At 61.2% G+C, this 21,881-nt stretch carries 21 protein-coding genes; 9 read left to right on the top strand and 12 right to left on the bottom strand.

Annotation, left to right across the window (positions count from 1 at the left end; translation table 11 throughout):
* The first annotated feature begins 26 nt into the window (after positions 1 to 26).
* Entirely contained in the window at positions 27 to 1,574 is a 1,548-nt protein-coding gene (locus tag ACQ4WM_RS16345) for a TerC family protein (protein ID WP_436547738.1), read from the top strand.
* Positions 1,575 to 1,654: 80 nt separating this feature from the next.
* Positions 1,655 to 2,221 carry a DUF3617 domain-containing protein gene (locus ACQ4WM_RS16340; RefSeq protein WP_436547737.1) on the top strand — a complete coding sequence of 189 codons (567 nt, stop codon included), beginning with the start codon at positions 1,655 to 1,657 and terminating at the stop codon, positions 2,219 to 2,221.
* Here ACQ4WM_RS16340 and ACQ4WM_RS16335 read toward each other — a convergent pair.
* Positions 2,209 to 3,330, bottom strand: coding sequence for a porin (locus ACQ4WM_RS16335; RefSeq protein WP_436547736.1), 1,122 nt, complete (start codon positions 3,328 to 3,330; stop codon positions 2,209 to 2,211). The two genes, ACQ4WM_RS16340 and ACQ4WM_RS16335, sit on opposite strands and share 13 nt — an antisense overlap.
* Positions 3,331 to 3,641: 311 nt before the next feature.
* On the opposite strand from ACQ4WM_RS16335, the gene ACQ4WM_RS16330 reads away from it, so the two are divergent.
* From ACQ4WM_RS16330 to ACQ4WM_RS16320, 3 genes are read left to right on the top strand one after another with little or no spacing between them, the layout of a single operon-like run.
* Entirely contained in the window at positions 3,642 to 5,750 is a 2,109-nt protein-coding gene (locus tag ACQ4WM_RS16330) for a site-specific recombinase (protein WP_436547735.1), read from the top strand.
* A complete protein-coding gene (gene cls / locus ACQ4WM_RS16325; protein ID WP_436547734.1) occupies positions 5,747 to 7,138 on the top strand; it encodes a cardiolipin synthase in 1,392 nt (463 codons plus the stop codon). Before ACQ4WM_RS16330 ends, cls begins: the two co-directional genes overlap by 4 nt.
* Before the next feature lie 11 nt (positions 7,139 to 7,149).
* Complete coding sequence (locus ACQ4WM_RS16320; protein ID WP_436547733.1) at positions 7,150 to 7,572, top strand: hypothetical protein; 423 nt, start codon at positions 7,150 to 7,152, stop codon at positions 7,570 to 7,572.
* Positions 7,573 to 7,588: 16 nt separating this feature from the next.
* Here the strand turns inward: ACQ4WM_RS16320 and ACQ4WM_RS16315 are convergent, their stop codons facing one another.
* Genes ACQ4WM_RS16315 through ACQ4WM_RS16305 form a run of 3 tightly spaced genes read right to left on the bottom strand, consistent with a single transcriptional unit; the run spans position 7,589 to position 10,081 of the window.
* Positions 7,589 to 8,407, bottom strand: a complete 819-nt coding sequence (locus ACQ4WM_RS16315; protein WP_436547732.1) for a metallophosphoesterase family protein — start codon at positions 8,405 to 8,407, stop codon at positions 7,589 to 7,591.
* Position 8,408: 1 nt separating this feature from the next.
* Positions 8,409 to 9,341, bottom strand: coding sequence for a diacylglycerol/lipid kinase family protein (locus ACQ4WM_RS16310; RefSeq protein WP_436547932.1), 933 nt, complete (start codon positions 9,339 to 9,341; stop codon positions 8,409 to 8,411).
* Positions 9,342 to 9,355: 14 nt separating this feature from the next.
* Positions 9,356 to 10,081 carry a phosphatase PAP2 family protein gene (locus ACQ4WM_RS16305; RefSeq protein WP_436547731.1) on the bottom strand — a complete coding sequence of 242 codons (726 nt, stop codon included), beginning with the start codon at positions 10,079 to 10,081 and terminating at the stop codon, positions 9,356 to 9,358.
* A 170-nt stretch (positions 10,082 to 10,251) separates the two neighbouring features.
* On the opposite strand from ACQ4WM_RS16305, the gene ACQ4WM_RS16300 reads away from it, so the two are divergent.
* A complete protein-coding gene (locus tag ACQ4WM_RS16300; RefSeq protein ID WP_065307247.1) occupies positions 10,252 to 10,476 on the top strand; it encodes a hypothetical protein in 225 nt (74 codons plus the stop codon).
* A gap of 303 nt (positions 10,477 to 10,779) precedes the next feature.
* Here the strand turns inward: ACQ4WM_RS16300 and ACQ4WM_RS16295 are convergent, their stop codons facing one another.
* The 4 genes from ACQ4WM_RS16295 to ACQ4WM_RS16280 all read right to left on the bottom strand — a co-directional run bounded on the left by ACQ4WM_RS16295 (position 10,780) and on the right by ACQ4WM_RS16280 (position 15,689).
* The gene (locus ACQ4WM_RS16295) at positions 10,780 to 11,847 is read right to left on the bottom strand and encodes an AI-2E family transporter (RefSeq protein ID WP_436547730.1); all 1,068 of its coding nucleotides are present in this window, start codon (positions 11,845 to 11,847) and stop codon (positions 10,780 to 10,782) included.
* A gap of 103 nt (positions 11,848 to 11,950) precedes the next feature.
* A complete protein-coding gene (locus ACQ4WM_RS16290) occupies positions 11,951 to 13,132 on the bottom strand; it encodes a DUF1501 domain-containing protein (protein ID WP_436547729.1) in 1,182 nt (393 codons plus the stop codon).
* A 14-nt stretch (positions 13,133 to 13,146) separates the two neighbouring features.
* Positions 13,147 to 14,676, bottom strand: coding sequence for a DUF1800 domain-containing protein (locus ACQ4WM_RS16285; RefSeq protein ID WP_436547728.1), 1,530 nt, complete (start codon positions 14,674 to 14,676; stop codon positions 13,147 to 13,149).
* 110 nt (positions 14,677 to 14,786) lie between these two features.
* Positions 14,787 to 15,689 (bottom strand): LysR family transcriptional regulator, encoded by a 903-nt coding sequence (locus ACQ4WM_RS16280; RefSeq protein WP_436547727.1) that lies wholly within the window; start codon positions 15,687 to 15,689, stop codon positions 14,787 to 14,789.
* A 97-nt stretch (positions 15,690 to 15,786) separates the two neighbouring features.
* Between ACQ4WM_RS16280 and ACQ4WM_RS16275 the strand changes: the two genes are divergently transcribed.
* On the top strand, positions 15,787 to 16,800 hold the full coding sequence (locus tag ACQ4WM_RS16275; protein WP_436547726.1) for a zinc-binding alcohol dehydrogenase family protein: 1,014 nt from the start codon (positions 15,787 to 15,789) through the stop codon (positions 16,798 to 16,800).
* An 18-nt stretch (positions 16,801 to 16,818) separates the two neighbouring features.
* Here ACQ4WM_RS16275 and ACQ4WM_RS16270 read toward each other — a convergent pair whose 3' ends face one another.
* The gene (locus tag ACQ4WM_RS16270; protein ID WP_436547725.1) at positions 16,819 to 17,523 is read right to left on the bottom strand and encodes a hypothetical protein; all 705 of its coding nucleotides are present in this window, start codon (positions 17,521 to 17,523) and stop codon (positions 16,819 to 16,821) included.
* A gap of 72 nt (positions 17,524 to 17,595) precedes the next feature.
* A complete protein-coding gene (locus ACQ4WM_RS16265; protein ID WP_436547724.1) occupies positions 17,596 to 18,876 on the bottom strand; it encodes a glycerate kinase type-2 family protein in 1,281 nt (426 codons plus the stop codon).
* Positions 18,877 to 18,977: 101 nt separating this feature from the next.
* Here ACQ4WM_RS16265 and ACQ4WM_RS16260 point away from each other — a divergent pair, with 101 nt between their 5' ends.
* The gene (locus tag ACQ4WM_RS16260) at positions 18,978 to 19,328 is read left to right on the top strand and encodes a YnfA family protein (RefSeq protein ID WP_436547723.1); all 351 of its coding nucleotides are present in this window, start codon (positions 18,978 to 18,980) and stop codon (positions 19,326 to 19,328) included.
* Here ACQ4WM_RS16260 and ACQ4WM_RS16255 read toward each other — a convergent pair.
* Both ACQ4WM_RS16255 and ACQ4WM_RS16250 read right to left on the bottom strand, forming a co-directional pair.
* The gene (locus tag ACQ4WM_RS16255) at positions 19,325 to 19,729 is read right to left on the bottom strand and encodes a tellurite resistance TerB family protein (protein WP_436547722.1); all 405 of its coding nucleotides are present in this window, start codon (positions 19,727 to 19,729) and stop codon (positions 19,325 to 19,327) included. The two genes, ACQ4WM_RS16260 and ACQ4WM_RS16255, sit on opposite strands and share 4 nt — an antisense overlap.
* 63 nt (positions 19,730 to 19,792) lie before the next feature.
* On the bottom strand, positions 19,793 to 20,755 hold the full coding sequence (locus ACQ4WM_RS16250) for a TerC family protein (RefSeq protein ID WP_436547721.1): 963 nt from the start codon (positions 20,753 to 20,755) through the stop codon (positions 19,793 to 19,795).
* 174 nt (positions 20,756 to 20,929) lie between these two features.
* On the opposite strand from ACQ4WM_RS16250, the gene nhaR reads away from it, so the two are divergent.
* On the top strand, positions 20,930 to 21,829 hold the full coding sequence (nhaR, locus tag ACQ4WM_RS16245; protein WP_436547720.1) for a transcriptional activator NhaR: 900 nt from the start codon (positions 20,930 to 20,932) through the stop codon (positions 21,827 to 21,829).
* Positions 21,830 to 21,881: the final 52 nt, after the last annotated feature.

The following is a 21,881-nucleotide window of genomic DNA, read 5'->3' as shown; positions in this document are numbered from 1 at the left end:
TTTTTGACTTTACAAGGTAAGACATAATGGAATGGTTATTTGACCCGACAATCTGGGTCGGCCTGCTGACGCTGGTCGTACTGGAAATCGTGCTCGGTATCGACAACCTGATTTTTATCGCCATCCTGGCCGAGAAACTGCCGCCGCACCAGCGTGACAAGGCCCGCGTGCTGGGCCTGACCCTGGCGCTGGTGATGCGCCTGGGCCTGCTGTCGCTGATTTCCTGGCTGGTGACCCTGACCGCGCCGCTCTTTTCGGTGTGGCAATTTACGTTTTCGGGACGCGACCTGATCCTCCTGGTCGGCGGCCTGTTCCTGCTGTTCAAGGCCACCACCGAATTGCATGAACGCCTCGAAGGCGTAACGCACGCCGCCACCGGCTCCAAGGTCTACGCGGGCTTCGGCCTGGTGGTGGCGCAGATCGTCGTGCTCGACGCCGTGTTCTCGCTCGACGCGGTGATCACGGCGGTCGGCATGGTCGAGCACCTGGGCGTGATGATGGCGGCAGTCATCATTTCCATCGGCGTCATGATGCTGGCCTCGAAGGCGCTGACGCGCTTCGTGAACGCGCATCCGACCGTGGTGGTGTTGTGCCTGAGCTTCCTGCTGATGATAGGCCTGTCGCTGATCGCCGAAGGCCTGGGCTTCCATATTCCGAAGGGCTATCTGTATGCGGCCATCGGTTTCTCGGTGGTGATCGAGTTCTTCAACCAGCTGGCGCGCCGCAATTTCCTGAAACTGCAATCGACCACGCCGCTGCGCGACCGTACTGCGCAAGCCGTGCTGAGCCTGCTGGGCGGCCGCAAGGGCCGCGAAACGGTGCAGGAAGATGAAGTCCAGGAAACACCGGACATGTCGGCGTTTGGCGTCGAAGAGCGCAATATGGTCAGCGGCGTGCTGACTCTGGGCGAGCGCTCGATCCGCTCGGTGATGACGCCGCGTGGCGACGTATCGTGGGTCAACCTGAACGACAGCAGCGAGAAGATGCTGACCTTGCTGCGCGAAACGCCGCACAGCATGATTCCTGTCTGCAATGACGACCTCGACAATGTGGTGGGCCTGGCGCGCAGCAAGGACCTGATCGAAGACCTGGTGTCGCACGGCAAGATCGACCCGGCCAGCATGCGCGAAGCGATCGTGGTGCCGGAAGCGGCCGGCGTGCTGAAAGCGATGGAAACGCTGCGCCGCTCGCGCGGCCAACTGGTGCTGGTGGTCGACGAGTTCGGCACCGTGCAGGGCGTACTGACGCCGATCGACATCCTGGAGGCGATTGCCGGTGAATTTCCGGATGAGGACGAACAGCCCGACGTGGAATTGCTGGGTCCGGGCCACTGGCGCATCGATGGCGCAACCGACCTGCATTACCTGGAGCAAGTGTTCGAGATGGAAACGCTGGTCAGCGAAGACGGTGAATACAACTCGCTGGCCGGTTTCCTGCTGGCGCACTTCGAAAACATGCCGGCCGTTGGCGAAGTGCTGGAACTGAACGACCTGCGCTACGAGATCCTGGAAGCGGACGAGCGCCGCATTGCCTGCGTCGACGTGCGCCGCATCGAGCCCGACCACAGCCTGTAATCACAGTTTGTAACAAGGCGGCAAGCGTGCGCCGCCTGCCATCGCGTATGCTGGGGTTTGCCTTTACCGGAGACCCCACCATGCATCTTTTCTTATCCCGCTTGTCGCTTGCCGCCTGCGCCCTGTTTGCCCTGCAGGCGCATGCCAAGGACGCCCCGCCCCCGATCAAGCCCGGCCTGTGGCAAATCGACAGCAAGATGGCTTCGCCCGATATCGCCACCGACAGCGCCATGAACATGGTGCTGCAGCAGTTGGGCAACTTGCCGCCAGACCAGCGCCAGCAGCTCGAAGCGATGGCCGCCAGCCGCGGCATGGCCATGCCGACCGTCGGTGCCGATGGCGCCGTGCGGGTAACGGCCTGTGTCACGCCGGAAATGGCGGCGCGCCAGCAAATTCCCACAGGCCAGCCAGGCGACTGCAAGTCGAACAATGTGGCCGTGCCTGGCGGCATGAACGTCTCGTTTACCTGCGCCAACCCGAAGTCCAGCGGCACCGGCAAGGTGAGCTTCCAGGGCGACCAGGCGTTCAGCATGCAATTGAATGCGACGACCAATGCGCGCGGCACGCCGGAACAGGTGAATGTGGCCAGCACCGGCAAGTGGCTGGGCGCAACCTGCCCCGTTCCACCGGCGGCTCAGAAGCCGTGACGGAAACCTAGGTTGAAGGCGGCGTCGCTGCGGCCGCTGTCGCTGGCATTGCCCACCGTATAGCGCGCGCCATTTTTGTTGTGGATTTTGGCATACGACGCGTAGAAGTCGCTGCGTTTTGACAGCGTGTACGTGAGACCGAGCGCCATCTGGTTGGCGTCGCGATTTGTCAGATCGCGGTCATCCTTGCGCACGTACGAGGCCAGCAGATTGAAGCCGCCCACCGGCACCGATACGCCCAGCAAGGTGTCGCGGCTGTCCGACGACGACATCGACAGCGCCAGCGAGCTGTAGGCACTGCTGGGGTCCCACGGCGAGCTGCCATAGCCCTTGTTGACGCCAACCGCAGCAAACGCGGTGGCCGGGCCCAGGTCCAGGTTGGCAGCGATTAGTGTATTGCGGGCCGACATGTCGATCGCCGGCACGGTGCCTTCGGCCTCGATGAAATTATTCTTGCGCTGGTGCGACACGCTGACATTCACGGCGCCGGCCGAATAGCCCAGCGTGGCGCCATAGGCGCGGTTTTGGGCGCGGCTGTACGGCGATTCGCCAAAGCTGTAGATCGCTGCGGCGCTGACGCCACGCAAGGCGGGCGAGACATATTTGACGGTGTTGTCATAGCGTTTCACGCCATAACCGGCCAGGTTGCTGGCACTGCCGGCCATGCCGCCCTTGAACGGGTCGGCCACGTCGGTCAGGGTGACATATTGCAGATTGTACTGGCGGCCCAGGGTCAGCGCGCCAAGACGGCTGTCAAGCCCGACATAGGCCTGGCGACCGAACAATCGGCCTTCTTCCGATTGCCCCGTGTCGTTCTGGATGCCAGCTTCGAGCGCATACACGGCGGCCACCTCGTTACCCAGCGCTTCGCGGCCCTGTACGCCCAGGCGCGAACCGGAGGCGACGCCGCCGGACACGCGGGTAGCGCCGCAGTTGCTTGCACAACCGTGCTCTGCCACGACGCCGGCGTCCAGCATGCCGTAGATGGTCGCGCCGCTGGTGGCGTTGCCAGGCACGCTGCTCGTTTCGGCCTGCGCGCACAGCACGAGTGGCCCGCCCGCAGTGGCCCACGATCCCATCAACACAAGCGCAAGGTACGAGGTCTTCATGATCACTATCCCGGTAATGTCAGGTAAGCTTTGCCGCTACCGATCCGCGCACGCGCTCGCGTGTCTGAACCACTATTACCTTATCCCCGTTTTTACGCAAGTAATCTGTGCGATGTACAACAGAAAGCAAATGCTCGGCGTCGTCAGCTGGCAACAACACCAAATTGCTATTCATTAACGCTGATTGCAAAACAACAAACCCTTGCTTCTGCCGGGTTCGCCATTGTCTGCGTTCGCTGCCGCACGTTACATGATCTTGCGCAGAAGGTACACTACTGGTTTTACTGACAGCGGCCCACCCGTTTTTCTGCATGCTAGCTATCCTCGAACGCATTGATCCCTACACCAGCAATATCGATTTGCTGGTGGAACTATTTAATTCATTGCGTCCCAAGCGCCCCCAGGACAGCGCAACCGCCATCGCCAATGTGCGCACCTTGCGCCAACTGCTCAAAGGAAATCCGGCCCAGGCCCGCGCCCTGCACGAATACGTGCTGCGCGTGCTGGCCGCGCGCCGCCACGCCAGCCTGTACACCGATATCGGCGTGCTGTCGAACAGCGGCTTTTTTACCGAATTGAAACGCCGCATTGCCTACCGCATGCTGCCCCCGGCATTGGGCGACGAGTATCTGAGCGACGCGCTCGACCAGGTGCTGTACCTGGAAACCGATCATCAGTGGATCAGCAATGTGCCGGCCACCGAATGGCTGGAGCTGCTTGACGTGCTGACGGCCGAAGAAGTCGAGCTGGCCGTGGGTGACGGCAATATCATGCTGCCTGGCATACTCGACGCCATCAGCACCCTGTCCTACCGGGTCTGCGCCATGGGACTGGAACCGGAACTGACCCGGTTTCACACCGAGATCGAAGTGTTCCAGTCGCCATTCGTGGTGCAGAACACGGAAGTGAATGCCTACCTTGACGCCTATACAAAGCTGCTGCAAGGCAACCTGGACCATATCGAGGATGCCCGCCACTTGCTGGTGATGCTGGACCAGTGCGACGCCGTGATCGCCAAGATCCGCAAGAAGGCGCTGTACCAGGGCACCAGTATTCCACTGACCTATCTGCTGGTCGCGCTGTCGCAAAGCATCGACCGGCTGCGCAAGCTGCTGTTCCTGGTCGACACCAGTGGCGAACTGCCCGGCTCGATCAATGTCGACATCGCCGCCATTACGCTTGACGCCACGCCCGACCTGCTCGACGCGCGGCCGGTCAGCCGCCGCCGCGCCGGCGCGGTGGCGCTGGCGCTGGAATTGATACGTGCACACAACCACAAGTACAAGGTCAGCGACCTGTTTACCGACAATATCGACTTGCTGGCCCGTAACGTGACGGAAAACGCCAGCCGCACCGGTGAACACTATATTGCCGAAAACCGGCGCGAAATGACGGCCATGTTCCTGTCGTCGGCTGGCGCTGGCGTGATTATCGGTTTCATGGCGCTGTTCAAGATCCTGATGTCGTATTTGCGCTCGGCGCCGCTGGTCGAAGCCTTCATGTTCAGCATGAATTATTCGATCGGCTTCATGTTCATCCATTTGTTGCACTTTACGGTGGCCACCAAGCAGCCAGCCATGACGGCCTCGCGCATCGCCGCCGGGCTGCACAGCAAGGACGGCCGCAATATCGACCTCGACAGCATGGCCGATCTGATCAACAAAGTGTTCCGCACGCAGAATATGGCGGTGCTGGGCAATATCGCCACGGCAATACCCACCGCCTGGCTGATCGCACTGGGCTACCATGCCATCACCGGCCACCATCTGGTGTCGCCCGAAAAGGCCATGCACCTGTTGCATGACATCGATCCGATCGGCAGTCCGGCCATTTTCTACGCCATGATCGCCGGCGTCTGCCTGTTCGTGGCAGGCTTGATCTCAGGCTACTATGACAATCAGGCGCTGTACACGCGCTGGGCCCAGCGCATCGCGCAATTGCGCGGCCTGGGCCGGGTGATCGGCCAGGACCGGCTGGTCCGGCTGGGCCTGTACCTGGAAAATAATCTGGGCGGACTGATGGGTAACTTTTATTTCGGTATCCTGCTGGGCACCATTGGCACCCTGGGGTTTTTGATCGGCCTGCCGATCGATATTCGCCACATTACATTCTCGGCGGCAAACTTTGCGACAGCTTTGGTCGGACTCGACCACAATATGAGCTGGCAACTGGCCGTCAAGTCACTGTCCGGTATCTTTGCCATCGGCACGACCAACTTGCTGGTCAGCTTTGGCCTGGCGCTGTGGGTGGCGCTGCGTTCGCGCCAGGTGCGTTTCAAGCATGGCCTGCAGTTGTTGAAGATACTCGGCAAGCGTTTTTTGAAGTCGCCTATCGTTTTTTTCTTTGGTTCCAAAAACCCGCCCCCATTGGCCCTGGCCGATGAAGTGCAAGACCCCTTACCGATAAAAGGCCAAAAATGACTGCGAAGCGTCTGCAGCCCTGTCTTACTGCTCTCCTGCTGTGCTGGACCCTGGCTGCATGCGCCTCGCTGCCCGATGTCAAGAACCTCAATACCGATCTGGAACCGGTAGCCGCGCCCAAGATCGTCAACGGCAAGGGCGCCCTGCTCAATGTCAACAGCCGCGCAGCGCTGCTCAACAAGCGCTGGGCAAAGTCCGGCATGGACCTGAAGACCCAGGCCGCGCTGGAAGAAGCGGCCACCGGCGTGCCGCTGATCAAGGGCAACAAGGTGACCTTGCTGTTCGATGGTCCGCAGACCATGAAGGAAATGCTGAAAGCCATCACCGAAGCGAAGTCAACCATCAATCTGGAAACCTATATTTTCGACCAGGATCCGATGGGCCTGAAATTTGCCGACACCCTGATCGAAAAGCAGCAATCGGGCGTGACCGTCAACATCATCTATGACAGCGTGGGCACCCTGGGCGTGCCGCAGGCCTTCTTTGAGCGCATGCGCGCAGCCGGCATCCACCTGGTGGCGTTCAACCCCGTCAATCCGGCCAAGCTCAAGGGCGAAGACTGGAAGATCAACAACCGCGACCACCGCAAGGTGCTGATTGTCGATGGCAAGATGGCGTTTACGGGCGGCATCAATATCAGCAATACCTATGCGAAAAGCTCGCTGTTCCGCTCCAAATACAAGCCATCGGACAAGAACGACGTGGGCTGGCGCGACACCCATGTGAAAATCGAAGGTCCGGCTGCGGCCGCCTTCCAGTGGCTGTTTATCCGCACCTGGGCCCAGCAGGACCAGGCTGACCTGCCCGATGCCGAATACTTCCCAATGCTGGCCGAAGTCGGCGACAAGCTGGTACGCGTGGTGGCCAGCGAACCGGGCGGCGGCTACGAAATCTACAAGGCGTATATCCTGGCCATCCAGGAAGCGAAAAAAAGCATCCATATCACCTCGGCCTATTTCGTGCCGGACAAGCAAACCGTGGACGCCCTGACGGCGGCCGCCAAACGCGGCGTGGATGTCAAGGTAGTCTTGCCGGGCGTGTCAGACAGCGGCCTGGTGTTCCATGCAGGACATGCCTTGTACGACCAGTTGCTGGCCGGTGGCGTGCGCATCTACCATTTGAAGCTGGCCGTGCTGCACGCCAAGACCGCCGTCATCGATGGCGCCTGGTCGACCGTCGGCTCGACCAATATCGACATGCGCAGCTTCATGCATAACAGCGAATTGAACGTGGTGGTGCTGGGCGACAGTTTTGGGCGCGAAATGGAAAACGCCTTCCAGGAAGACTTGCGCGATTCGGAAGAAATTACCAAGTCAAAATGGGAGTCGCGGCCGGTGACGGACCGAGTGAAAGAGTGGGCGGCCCAGTTCATGCACTACTGGCTGTAGGCGCGCTGGTCGTGAGGCGTACGATCAAGTGGCTGTGCAGCGTCATGCTGGTGCTGGGCTTGCTGGCCGGCGCCAGCGTAGCCGTTTCCGCCTGGAGCATTATCCACCGCGCCGGTACTGCCCCTGTCCTCACTGCTTCAGGACGCTACAAGATCGAAGCGGTGTCGGCGGCCGGTATTTTTACGCTGTTTGAAAAAGGCTATGTGCGCATTACCGACCTTGCCCAACCGCAGCGCGTGTATCGCTCGCCGGTGGTATTTGACGGCAGCATCGATTTTTCCCATCTGGACGAAACGCAAGACGGCCTGATCTTTGTCGGACCATTTTTTTTCGATACGCGCAAACAGCGCTTTTTCACCGACAACCAGGCCGCCGCCAGGGGCGTCTGGATGAGTTATTTCGTCAGCAATGTGCCGTGCGACGTGCTGCATTAGGCAGGTATAGCAGGCTTTACAGCGGCCGCATGCTGGCCCACACCCCGCCTGTGCGCTGGAACGCCTCGGTGCTGACTTTCTCGAAGTCGGCGGTTGCTTCATTCCAGCTGTAGCGCTCGACGCGGATCGCGCTGTCTTCGATCAGGATCACATTGAACGAGTTCGATTCGCCCCGGCCGCGCGTGGAGGTGGCCGTGCCGGCCTGCACCATCAGCGCCGCGTAGCCGTCGATCTTGTAGCGCTGCGCCGTGTTACCGGCCACGCTGGCGTGCAGGTGACCGGCCAGCAGCAGGTCGACGCCGCATTCGGAAAACATCTGCAGTGCCTGCGGCGCGCGGTCGACCAGGTCGTCCTTGTCGAAATTGTCGGGCAGGTCGAACGGGTGGTGCGTGACAATGATACGCGTCAGGCCTTGCGGCAAGGCTGCCATGCGCGTGCGCAGGGCGGCGATCTGTTCATCGCTGATGCGGCCGTCCTTGAAGGTCAATGAACGGGCCGTATTGATGCCCAGTACGGCGATTTCATCGTCGACATACTCGGGCGACAAATCATCTGTCACATAGCGCTGGTATTTCACCAGCGGCGTCAAAAAGCGGCTGAAAATATTGTACAGCGGCACGTCGTGGTTGCCTGGTACCACGATCTGCGGCCCCGGCAAACTGTCCAGGTAGCCGCGTGCGGCCTGGAATTCGGCGCTGCGCGCGCGCTGGCTCAAATCCCCCGACACCACCACCACGTGCGGTTCGAGCTGATCGATCAGTTTGCGCAACGGCGCCAGCAGGGCCTGGTCGACCTTGCCGAAGTGCAGGTCGGATAAATGGATGATGGTGCGCAATTCAATTCTCCTCTACGGATGCGGGTACTGACGCCGGCACAGGTCGGGGCACAAGCACCTCGAGCGCGGCCGGACGGATGCGGTATTGCAGCGGCGTATTCATGACTGTCACTTCGCCATCGGTGGCCACCCGCAGGCGGTGACGGCGGGTGGCGATTTCCACCTCGGTGGTGGTGACGATATCGAAATCCCTGGCCTGGCTCAGCTTGCCGAACAGCGCATGCAGCGCCAGCTTGAGCAGACCCAGGCGGCCCGGGCGCTGCGCCACGTACAGGCTGAGCTTGCCAGCGTCCAGACGCTCGCGCTCGCCGATATTCAAGCCTTCCATCCGGTATTCGTTATTGCCGATAAATACAAAGGGCGTACGCCGCGCATGCATCTTGCCGTTCAGGCCCAGCTGCACGTTGAGGAAGGGATAGCGGCGCAGCGCCGCCAGCAGGGCCCAGCTGAAGGCCAGCCACTTGCCACGTCCCAGCCGCCGCTGCTGCTTTTCGCGGTCGCGCACGATGTCCGGGTACAGGCCCAGGCTGGAGTTGTTCAGAAAGATGCGGCCATTGACTTCGCCCACGTCAACCTTGTGCAGCACGCCCTGCGCCACGTTGGCGATGGCCGCGTCGAGGTCGAGCGGAATATTCAAATCCTTGGCGAAATGATTGAGCGTGCCCAGTGGCAGCACGCCAAATGGCGTACCGCTGCCGACCACCACCGAGGCCACCGCATTGATGGTGCCGTCGCCGCCGCCAGCGACCACGATGGGTGCGCCGTCCTTGATGGCCTTTTCGGCGGTGGCGATCATTTCCTCGCCGCTGGCGGCCAGGGTAATGGCGGCGTCGAGGCCGACGCCGGCGAAAGTCGCTTCCAGTTGCTGTGCCCAGTCTGATGCGTAACCGCAACCGGCGCCGGCGTTGATAATGACTGCGACCTTGGTAACCAGAATATTCCCCCTTGTTATTTCGTTTGACGAATATGACGGCGGCGGCGCAGGGTCGACACGCCCGCGATACAGATCGCCAGCCAGCCAAAGCTTTCAGCCATCGCCGCCAGCACATCGCTCAGGTAGTGCGCCCCCAGGTAGATACGGCTGAAACCCACCAGCGCCGCCATCAAAAACGCCGCCAGCGCGATGACGATACGCCGGCGCCATTGCCGATGGTCAAGCTGGCACACCAGGTAGGCACCGAGCAAACCATACAGCGCCGTGGCAGTGGCCGTATGGCCACTGGGAAAGCTGTAAGTACTCAGCGCGGCGAGCAGTGGCTCGTCGAAACTGGGCCGCGCGCGTCCGAATAGATACTTTAACAAAACGTTGAGTATCATGACGCCCGGCATGGTAATGACCAGGGTGAACAGCCAGTAGGTGGCCCCTTTGCGGTGCAGATACCATGCCAGCAGGCAAGCGAGGGTAATCGCGCCGATCACGCCATGCAGGTGCGTGATCACCAGCAAACACCAGGTGATCCAGGGCACAGCATTCTGGTTGAACCAGTGCGCCACCTGCTGGTCGATCACAGTGATCTGTTCCATGCCCATGACCGCCTCGGCGATTTCATGGAACACCACGATGGCGATCAGCATCAGCACCACGCCCACTGTCATATGCAAACCCAGCTCGCCCTCGGGCGACAGCCGCGCCTCGACAAAACGGCGCAGCCGGCTTCCCCAGGTAGTGGTCATGCTCGTGTCATTGTTGTGAGGCAAACTACATTCTCCTTGTGTTGTGCGGCATGATCAAAAAAACCACAGCCAAAAAAATATACTGTTTATCCATACAGTTACTGTGTTTTCATACAGTAGTTGTGCTATTCTGATGACTCGTTCAACACATCTCCCTCAAAGGAATTGTCATGGCAACATTGAATAGCGGTTTTGGCTCACGCTTCGGCCTGGAATACGCCCCAAGCTCCTTCCTGGTTCGCATGGGCAAGCGCGAAATCCTCGTTTGTCGCGACTTTCGCAAGCGTTTTTATACCGTCAATCCTTTGATCGAGTGCGGCACGGGCATCGAACCGGGCTATGTTGAAGTGCTGCTGATGCGCCGCTGGCTCCTCATCCTGTCCAAGGCGCACTAGGAACTGGCGACAGTTCCCACCCGGCTCGCCCGCCGCACACCGGTACTGGCCAGCGTTCATGCGCCGGCCACCCCCTCATTACCGTGTGCGTGGCGGCGCGGCCGGCTGGCAGGTGTGGCTTGCGCCAGCAGCAAGCCAGGCCACAAGCACAGAAGCAAAATATTTTAAAGCCCCAGTCGCCCGCACAGGCTTCTCGGGCCAAGCTCGCGTCTCTGCCCGCCATTTTTACGTTTGTACGTTTGTACGTCTTTAGGCTTTTACTCTTTTACGCCTTACGCCATTCAATGCAGTGCGTCAGACAGCTTAATTAACCGGCATACCAGTCTCACCCGAAACATAAGCTTCATCCCATAAAGTAACAAACAGCACCATAACTACGGGGCCTATAAACAAGCCCACCAGGCCCAGCGTTTCCACGCCGCCCAGGATACCGAACAAAACGGCCAGAAACGGCAGCCGCGTAGCGTTGCCTATCATGCCGGGGCGCACAAAATGATCGGCCACAAACAGCACCATGGTGCCCCAGGCGGCAACACCGATGGCGCCCGGTACACTGCCCTGTATCACCAGCAATGCGGCCGCGCCAATATAGGCCAGTGGTGCGCCGAAGGGAATAATCGCCAGCACGCCGGTGGCAAACGCCCACAGGGCCGGCGAAGGCAGGCCGGCAAGCGCATAGGCGATGCCGATCAGCACGCCTTCGGCCAGGCCGACCAGCACCAGGCCGTTGACGGTGGCGCGGATGGCGGTCGGCACTTTCTGCGAATAGCGGCTCCAGCGTTCTGCTTGCAAATAGTGGCTGCCGATGCGGGTGATCTGGCGAGTCAGCGCTTCGCCATCCTTGTAGAAGAAAAACAGGCACAAGAAGGCCAGGCCGAAGTCGACCAGCCGGTGCAACATGTCGGCACCGAGGATTTTTACCAGGTCGCGCGCAGAATGAAAACCGCCCATGGTGCTGCCCGACAGCACATGGGCCAGGCCATGGGGCTGGTTCAGGGTAACTTGCCACCAGTCGTTGATGGCGTTGCCAGCCAGCGGAATGCTGGCCACCCAGCCAGGCACGGGCAAGCCGTCGGCATTGGCGCGCATGAGAAAATCGGCCAGCACCGGCACTTCGCGCGCCGCCTGTGCCACGCCCAGCATGACGGGAATAATGAAGATGCAGGCGAAAGCCAGCGTCAGCAGCGCCGCCGCCAGGATCTGCCGCTGCCCCAGCGCGTTGCGCAAACGCGCATACAGCGGCCAGGTCGCCACGCATAAAATGCCGGCCCATACCAGCGGCAGGAAAAAGCGCTGCATCACGAACGCCGCCAGTGCAATCAGCACCAGGGAAAAAGCTGCGCCGACCAGGTCGCGCCGGGGATCAACCATACTGCTCCATTCCGCCCGGCGCCGCCTGCGCGGGAGGCCGGGATTATCTACGCGCCGATTGCGCAGCCGTAGCGTAACACGGAGCCAGCTGCATGGACACAGGCTACACCAGCCCCAGGTCCAACGGTTTCACGCCCGCAAACACCTGGTTCAGCTGGGCGGTATTTAAACCGAAGGTGCGCTGCAGCAAGCCACCGAGCACGGCGCGATATTCATTGAGCACCGGCATGTCGCGGTTCTGGAACAGGTTCGCTTGCGTGATCGCCACCTGCTCACCCACCACCTGCTTGCCATGGATGCTGCCACCGAGCACCCAGAACACGCTGCCGTGACCATGATCAGTGCCACGGTTGCCGTTTTCGCGGAAAGTACGGCCAAATTCACTGACCACCACCACCACGGTATTGCTCCAGCCTTCGCCCATTTCCTGCGCATAAGCGGCCAGGCCCCGTCCCAGTTCTTCGAAGCGCCCCGCGAGGTAGCCGCTGGCCGCGCCCTGCCCTACATGGGTATCCCAGCCGCCCACATCGACAAAGCCGAGGTTGTATTTATCTTTCATCAGCCGCGCGATGCGCTGTGCTTCCAGTTCGAAGCCCTTGGCGCTGATGGCGTTGCGGTTCGCTTCCGTCATTTCGCCGATCAGCCCCTTGGCCACATCGTCGCGTACCACGAAGCCTTCGCTGACCGGCCCTTGCAACGATGTTCCTTTGTACATGGCGGCAATAATCTGGCTCTGGCGCGCATCGATGCCGGACTTGCCGACCGAGCGCAGCGCCATGTTCGGCACCTGCAAGCCACCCTGGAAAATCAGCGGCAACTGGTCCGTGAAGGCAATCGCACCCTTTGCGTTCAAGGTCTGCGCCAGCCGGTTCAGGAAGCCTGAACGGAAATCGCGCCGCCCTGCCAGGTCCTGGCCCAGTTCAATGCTGTCCTGGGTCTCGAAATGGCTGCGCGACAAATCCGTGGTGCCGGCAAACGCAATAAAGGCCGCGTCGCCGCTTGTGTACAGCGGGTAGATGCTGTCGCGCAGGGCCGGATGCAAGGCCCAGTCGCCGTTCAGCGGCAGCGCACCGTTTTCCGCGCCCGGCTTGGCGATGGCGATATTCGGCCGCGACGCATAGTAAAAATCACTGCCGACAGGCACCAGCAAGTTATTGGCGTCATAGCCGCCACGCAGGAACACAAACAGCAATCTGGCATCGGTGGCGGGCGCCGCCATCAGGCTGCCGGCGGCACCGAACAAGGGAGCGGCGGCCAGCGCTTTCAACAAGTCACGACGGTTCATGGGGGTTCTCCCGGTTAGCGGTGCATCATTTCTGGCGAAGACAACAGGAAGGTATTCCACTCCTGCGGTGTACCGGCCTGCTGCAAGGCCTGGCGCGTGGCGGCGCTCAGGGTCGGCTCGATGCTCTGGAAATACACGGCGCTGGCCAGTTGCGGAAAAGCCGGTTTTTCCAGCGGTTGCGGGCCGTCAGTCTTGAACAGGCCGGCGCTGCCCGAGGCGATGGTACGGGCGATATCAAAACGCGTCGTCATCTGCCCCGGGCTGGCCCAGGCGGTATCTTGCAAAGGATAGCCGTCGGGTGTCTGGCGTTCATATAAAGACTGGCCCATGCGAGACAGCCAGCCCAGCATCGGCGCGGCGTTCAGGATCGGCTTGTCGTCATAAGACAGGCGCACGGCCGACACCACATAGTGCATCGGGTCCTTGAACTTGCGGCCCAGCGATTGCTTGAAAGCGTCGCTGGCAAACATGGTCTGCAGCACGCCGGCGATATCGCCGTCGGTCTGCTGGAACGTTTGCGCCATGCTGGCCACCAGCGCCTCAGGCGGCGTATCGCCGACAAAATACTGGGCCAGCTTGCCGCTGATAAAGCGCGCCGTGGCCGGACTGCGACTTAAACGGTCCAGCGCTTCATCGAGCTCGGCCAAACCGCGTCCCTTGACGGTTTGTCCCAAAAATTGCTTGTCGCCATAATCGTGGCGGTTAGGATTGAATTCGAACAGGCCACGTCGTACATATTGAGCCTGCAGCGCCGGCTTGACCTTCGGCGTGTCCGCACCCAGGTTGACGCCGACACCAGTCAGGATGCGCGCCAGCTCCTGCACGTCCTTCTGGCTGTAGCCGCCATTCACGCCCAGCGTGTGTAATTCCATCAGTTCGCGCGCGTAGTTTTCATTGATGCGGTTGGCCGCGTTTGCTTCATTGTCCAGGTAACGCAGCATGGCCGGATGGTGCACGGTGGCGGCAAGAAGATCGCGGAACTTGCCCAGCGCATGGGGCGCGATGGCATTCATCTCGTAATCGCCGACCATGGCGCGCAGGTTGTGCTTGCCTTCGTGCACGCTGAAATGGTTGAGCCAGAACCAGCTCATTTGCTGCTGCAATTGATTTGGCGAATACACGTCCAGCAGCAGCGAACGGGTGGCCGCCTGGCGTGCCAGGCGGTTCAGTTCCTGCTGGTAGTCTTTCTGTGCCTGCTGCTTGGCCATATCGTCGACCACCGCACTGGCATCCTTGCGGCGCTGTTCGATGCCCATCACCAATTGATCCATCGGCGTCTGGCTGATGGTCATTGTATCGATCTGCGCCTGGATGGCGGGCGGCAGAACAGCCTTGCCCGGATGCAGCTGTGCCTGCAGATAGCGGTCCCAGCCTTGTTGCTGCAGCTGGCGCACGCTGCCGGCATTGATGCCCCACGTTACGCGCTGCTGCATCGCCAGCGCTTGCGCTGCAGGAGGCTGCCCGGGTTGCACGGTAGTGCTGGCGCACCCGCCCAATACTGCACCCGCAAGCAAAATCGTCAGTAGTTTCTGTCGCATGGCCATTCCTCAAGCGGTTTGATCAGGGGCCCAGCTTACGCGCCCTTCCACCGCAGCATCATTGCCATTTGCAACGAGTTGTAATGATTGATGATTAACTGAGGATGAACTTGGGACTAACTTGGCAAGGAACATTGCTCTCTTAGAAAGTCGCGCAACTGCAGCACCAGAGGCGTCACCTGCGCGCGGTGCATGCACACCAGGTGCAAGGGCGCCGCTTCGCCAGCCACCTCGGGCAGCAGCGCCTGCAAACGGCCAGCCGCCAGGTCTGCATGCACATCGAGCCGCGATTTATAGGCCACGCCGAGCCCTGCCACGGCCCAGCGGCGCACCAGGTCGGCATCGTCGGCGCTGCGGTTGCCGCTCACCTGCACACTGATCTGTTCTCGCTGCGGCAGGCGATAAAAAGTCCAGCGGTCGTGCAAGCCGTCTTCGAGCGCGAAGCGCAGGCAGTTGTGGTGCTGCAAGTCGTCCAGTGTGGAAAGTGGGCCGTGCGCGCGCAGATACGCGGGCGACGCCACCAGCACGCGGTGATTGGCCGGTGCGATCGGCATGGCGATCAGCGAAGAATCATCCTGCTCGCCATAGCGTATGGCGACGTCAACCTGCTGGCGCACCATATCGGCCAGGCGGTCGCTGACTTTGATCTGGTACTGCAGCTTGGGATGGCGCAGCTGGAAGGCATCGAGCCAGCCCAGCAGCAGATTGCGCCCCAAGTCCGACGGCATGGCTATTTTCAAGGTTCCGCCGAAACTGTCCTTGCCCGCCGCCAGTGCATCGCTGCCCGCGCGCAGCAGTCGCAGCGCTTCGCGCGCATGCTCGATATATTGCGTGCCTTCGGCCGTCAGGCTCAGCGACCGCGTGGTGCGCACGAACAAGCGCAAGCCCAATTCCCCTTCCAGGCGCTTGACGGCGGCGCTGGCCAAGGCCGGTGAAATACCGATCTCGCGCGCACCTGCCGACAGGCTGCCGCGGTCGGCCGTGCAGACAAATACCTGCAAATCATCAAGGCGCAGCAATTTTCAGCATTCCTTTGAAAGTGTTTCGCTACCTGCCCTCTTTTTCCCGGGCAGGAAAATCACCATCATACGGTATCTCCACTCTTCAAGGACCGCCATGAAAGCCATCGCCTACCATCACAGCCTGCCCATCACCGACGACCAGGCCCTGCTCGACATCGAACTGCCCACGCCTGTCGCCACCGGGCGCGACCTGCTGGTGGCCGTGCACGCCGTGTCCGTCAATCCGGTCGACACCAAGATACGCAGGAACCGCCAGCCGAAAGACGGCCAGCCGGAAGTGCTGGGCTGGGATGCAAGCGGCGTGGTCACCGCCATCGGGCCGGACGTTACCCTGTTCCAGGTCGGCGACAAGGTCTGGTATGCGGGCGCCATCAACCGTCCCGGCAGCAACAGCGAGTTCCAGCTGGTCGACGAGCGCATCGTCGGCCATATGCCGGCCAGCCTCGACTTCGGCCCGGCCGCCGCGCTGCCGCTGACCGCCATTACCGCCTGGGAATTGCTGTTCGACCGCCTGCAGATCAGTCGTGACACGGCTGCCTGCGGCAAGTCTCTGCTGGTGATCGGCGCGGCCGGCGGCGTCGGCTCCATTCTGGTGCAACTGGCGCGCCAGCTGACCGGCTTGACGATTATCGGCACCGCCTCGCGCCAGGAAACGTCAGATTGGGTAAAACAACTGGGCGCCCACCATGTGATCGATCACAGCCAGCCACTGGCTGCCGGGATCACCCGCCTGGGCCTGCCGCAGGTCGACTATGTGATCAGCCTGAACCAGACCGACAGGCATTTCGAGCAGATCGTCGAACTGATCGCGCCGCAAGGCAAGTTCGCCCTGATCGACGACCCCGAGCAGATCGACGTGCGCATGCTCAAGACCAAGAGCGTGTCGCTGCACTGGGAACTGATGTTTACCCGCTCGCTGTTCCAGACCGACGACATGCTCAAGCAGCACGAACTGCTGGAAGAACTGGCGCAACTGGTGGACGCCGGCACCATCCGCACCACGCTGGCCGAACGTTACGGCAAGATTGACGCGGCCAACCTGAAGCGCGCGCACACCATGCTGGAGAGCAATACCGCGCGTGGCAAGATCGTGCTGGAAGGCTTTTGATGCAAACCGGCCGGCCGCTTACTGGGCCGACTGCTTGGCATACACGCCCCTGGCCAGGCCGTTTTCTGAATCACTCACTTGCAGACCGCCTTCGACCACGCGCAAGGTCAGCTTCTGGAACGCCGGCTTCATCAGCCACTGGCGGTCGGTAACGGCAAACGCGGCAATGCGTTCACGCGCACGCCCGGCCGGCACCGGCAGCCACTGGTACTCCTCCTTGGCGCCTTCCAGGCGCAGGCCGGCCCGTACCCATTCTTCCGATGACGGCATCTTGACGATGGCATCGCCATTCTGCAAGCTGACGGCGGTGGCCGTCTTGCCGCTTTTTGCTTCGAATTTCACTTCCACGCCGGCCATCGGCCCCAGCTGGGGAAAGCCGACGATGGCCACCCACTGCCCCGCTGCGGCCGGTTTGCGTATCCGCATTTCCTCTTCGTCAAACACGCGAAACTGCGGTGCCTTGCCGGGACTGGCCGCTCGCAGTGTCACTTCCTTGCCGGCTACGCTCCAGTCGCCGCTGGCTTGCTGGTCGACATTGCCGTAGGCCAGCATCCATTCGAACTTGCCATCTTCTTTCAGCAGCAATTCGGAGCCGACTTCGGTCACGCCCTGCAGATAATAATGCCCGGGCAGCGAGGACGCCGGCTGGTCGGCTGCGATGGCAGAAAAGGTCAAGCTCAGCAGGCCGGCGCAAGCGAGCAGGGAAAACAGTGATTTTTTCATGGGGTGTCCTTTTTGATATGCCATCATAGCAACTTGATTTAGTTGCAAGCACACAATAGAACAACGCCAGTATTACGCTCCGGCAGCCGTAATCAGGATGGCGCGGAAATCATTTACATTGGTCAAAGTCGGGCCCGTGATCACGCTGTCGCCCAGCGTCTGGAAAAAGCCGTGGCCATCGTTATTGTCGAGGCTGTCGCGCGGACGCATGCCCAGCGCCCACGCGCGCTGCAAGGTGTCGGGCGCCAGCCAAGCGCCGGCGATTTCCGCCTGGCCATCGACGCCGTCGGTATCGCCCGCCAGCGCATGGACATGGGCTTCACCGTCAAGCGCGATACCCAGCGACAGCAGGAATTCCACATTGCGCCCGCCGCTGCCATCGCCGCGCACGGTGACGGTGGTTTCGCCGCCCGACAGCAGCACGCACGGCGTGGCGAAGGGCTGGCCGCGCCGCGCCACCTGCTGGGCGATGCCGGCCATGACCTTGCCCACATCCCTCGCCTCGCCTTCCAGGCTGTCGCCCAGGATATACGGTGTCACGCCGGCCGCGCGCGCCACTGCGGCCGCCGCCTCCAGCGCCATTTGCGGCGTGGCGATCAGTTTGATGGTGGAATTGGCCAGGCGCGGGTCGCCGGGTTTGACAGATTCGCCGCGTCCGCTTGCCAAAGCCTCGCGTATGCTGGCCGGCAAGCTGATGCCATAGCGGCGCACGATAGCGAGCGCGTCCTGGCAGGTGGTGGCGTCGGCCACCGTGGGGCCGGAGGCGATATCGCCTGGCTTGTCGCCCGGCACGTCGGAAATTGCCAACGTCAGCAGCTGCGCCGGATGGCAGGCGGCGGCCAGCCTGCCGCCCTTGATGAGGGATAAATGGCGCCGCACGCAGTTGATCTCGCCGATGCTGGCGCCACAAGCGAGCAAGGCGCGGTTCAGGTCCTGTTTTTCTGCCAGCGTGATGCCTGCCAATGGCAGGGCCAGCAATGATGAGCCGCCGCCGGAAATCAGGCACAGCACGGTGTCATCACAGCTCAGATTGCCCACCAGCGCCAGCATGCGCTGCGCGGCCTGCATGCCGGCCGCGTCCGGTACCGGATGCGCCGCTTCGGCGATCTCGATGCGTTCGCAGGGCACGCCATAACCATAGCGCGTGACCACCAGGCCCGACAATTCACCGGGCCAGTGCTGCTCCACGGCTTGCGCCATGGCGGCCGAGGCCTTGCCGGCGCCGATCACGATCAAGCGGCCTGTCGGTACGGCCGGCAAGTGTGGCACCACGCAGTGCGCTGGCTGGGCTGCGGCAATCGCGGCGTTGAACATGGCGTGCAGCAAAGCACGCGGAGTCTGGTCGTCTGACATGTCGGTCTCCTCGATTTTAATCATGCGGCACGGGCCATCGTACAATCGGGCAGCCCGGCAGTCCATGCAGGAGCAATATTAACCCTTGAGATCGACATCCCATGCAAACAAGCATCGAGTGGGCCAGCCTGGCCCGCACCTTCGGACTATTTACCGTCACGGCCGTGGCCGAACTGCTGGGTTGCTACCTGCCGATGCTGTGGTTGAGCAACAAGGGCAACGCCTGGCTGCTGCTGCCGGCCGGCATCAGCCTGCTGGTATTCGTGTGGCTGCTGACCTTGCATCCGGCCGCCAGCGGCCGGGTCTACGCCACTTATGGCGCCATCTATATCGCCACCGCGCTGGCCTGGCTGTGGCTGGTGGACGGCGTCACGCCGGCCTGGACCGATATTGCCGGCGTGGGCCTGGCGCTGTCCGGCGCTGCCGTGATTGCCATGGGACACCGCACTTAAGCTGCCGTGTGTGCGCGGAAGTTCGTCTCTGACGACCAGGCCGTGCCGGCACGCGCCAGCAATACCGCTTCGCCATCGGCCAGCCAGTCGTCGGCGTCGGCGATCTTCCACATCGTTTGCAGCAGCTTGCGGCGCAGGTCGGGATCGGTGATTTCTTCCAGCAGGCTGTCGATCACCGTATTGCTCAGTTGTACCGAACCGTGCAAGGTCGAGGTCAGCATGTCATCGCACAAGTCTTGCAGCAGGCTCTGGAACTGACTTGTTTCCAGTTCTATATGGTCGAGGATCTTGCTGCGGTCCAGCGCTTGCAGTTCGGAACTGTCCAGGTTGCCGTCGACGATCATCATCAGGGCCAGAATACGGCCGGCTGCCTGGGGACTGTTTTTTGGGTAGCTACGCATAGTTTGTTTCCATTCATGGTTGTTGGAGCTAGGCGCCCGCCGTGGCGGGCGCTGCAGAAAAGATTACTTGTCTTCTTTCTTCGGTATAAACACGCTGGCCAGGCAACTCGCGGCGATCAGCACAGCCACCACCAGCAACGATGCTTCGACCGGCACGTGGTACCACGGCATGATCAGCATTTTTGCGCCGATAAACACCAGCACCATCGCCAGGCCAAACTTGAGCAGATGGAAACGGTCAGCCACATCGACCAGCAGGAAGTACAAGGCCCGCAATCCCATGATCGCAAACAGGTTCGACGTGAAGACGATAAACGGGTCGGTCGTGATGGCGAAAATTGCCGGGATCGAATCGACCGCGAAAATCAGGTCCGTCACCTCGATCAGGATCAGCACCAGGAACAGCGGCGTGACATAACGCAAGCCATCCTTGACCACCATGAACTTCTCGCCGTGGTCGCCGTCAGCCACCCGCAAGTGGCGGCGGGCAAGGCGCAGCACCGGATTGTTCGCCACATCCGGCTCGGAATCGGCCGCCACCAGCATGCGCACACCGGTAATCAACAGGAAAGCGCCGAACAGATACAGCACCCAGCTGAACTCGCTGACCACCCAGGCACCGGCCAGTATCATGACCGCCCGCATCACGATCGCACCGAGCACCCCGTAGATCAACACGCGGCGCTGATACTGGATCGGCACCTGAAAAGCCGTGAAGATCAGCAGGAACACGAACACGTTATCGACCGACAAGGCCTTTTCAATCAGATAGCCGGAGAAAAACTCCAGCGCCTTCTGGTTGGCAATCTCGGCGCCGACCGTGCCGTTCAAATACCACCACAAGCCACCGTTGAAGAGCAGCGCCAGGCTGACCCATACCAGCGACCAGATGGCCGCTTCCTTGACGCCGACCTTGTGTGCCTTGTTACCGCCGAAGACAAACAGATCGAGCGCCAGCATCACCAGCACGAAGGCGATAAAACCGGCCCACATGGGCGCGGTTGCAATGCTTTCCAAACCGTTCATGGTTGGCCTCCCTGGTTAAATTGATCAATACTGAAACACATGATGTTTCTCCTCAAATAAATACATGAAAACACATGAGCAGCCATCATAGGGTGAATTACAACATCGAACAAATCGAATATAATTGAACGATACATCGAAAAAAACGATATATAAATCTCCAGGAAGCCAACCATGTCTAACTTGAACTTCAAACACTTGCGGTATTTCTGGATGGTCGCGAAAACCGGCAGCATTGCGCGCGCGGCCGAGCAGCTGCACCTGACGCCGCAATCGATCTCGGGCCAGCTCAGCGAGTTTGCCGATACGCTGGGCGTGGAACTGTTTCGCCGCGCAGGGCGCAGCCTGGAGCTGACCGATACGGGCCGGCGCATTCTTTCCCACGCCGAAGAGATATTCAGCACCGGCGACGAGCTGCTGGAAATCGTGCGCGACCAGTCGCGCACCACGACCACCACCTTTCGCGTCGGTTGCGCCGATTCGGTGTCGAAACTGATCGCCTGCCGCCTGGTGGAGCCGGCCCTTGGCCTGGCCGAACCGCTGCGCATTATTTGCCGCGAAGGCCGCCTGGCCAGCCTGCTGGCCGACCTGGCCGTGCACCGGCTCGACCTGATCATTGCCGACCGCCCCATGCCGGCCCACCTGAGCGTGCGCGGCTTTAACCATTTGCTCGGCGAAAGCGGCATGACGCTGCTCGGCACCAAGGCCCTGTCCACCACCCTCTCCGGCGATTTTCCGCGCTGCCTGCACCGCGCGCCGCTGTTGCTGCCCGGCGAAGACTTCGCCATCTACGCCCGCCTGCTGCAGTGGCTCAGCGAAAACAATTTGCACCCGCGCATCGTCGGCGAATTCGACGACAGCGCCATGATGAACGCCTTCGGCCAGTCCGGTGCCGGCCTGTTCTTTGCCCCCACCGTAATCGCGCACCAGGTGTGCGAGCAATACAATGTTGTGGCGCTGGGCCGGGTCGACAGCCTGGTCGAGCAGGTCTACGCGATCACCACCGAGCGCCGCCTGAGCCACCCGGCCACGCTGGCCATCAGCCAGAGCGCGCGGCGCGATCTGTTTGTGTAGGCCTGTTTCGTACACGCCACGAAATACGCTGACGAGATACATTGAAGCAAAT

The sequence above is a fragment of the Janthinobacterium longum genome (genome assembly GCF_051380735.1).
Taxonomy (GTDB): Bacteria; Pseudomonadota; Gammaproteobacteria; order Burkholderiales; family Burkholderiaceae_D; genus Janthinobacterium.
This window is presented reverse-complemented; position numbering and strand designations above follow the sequence as displayed.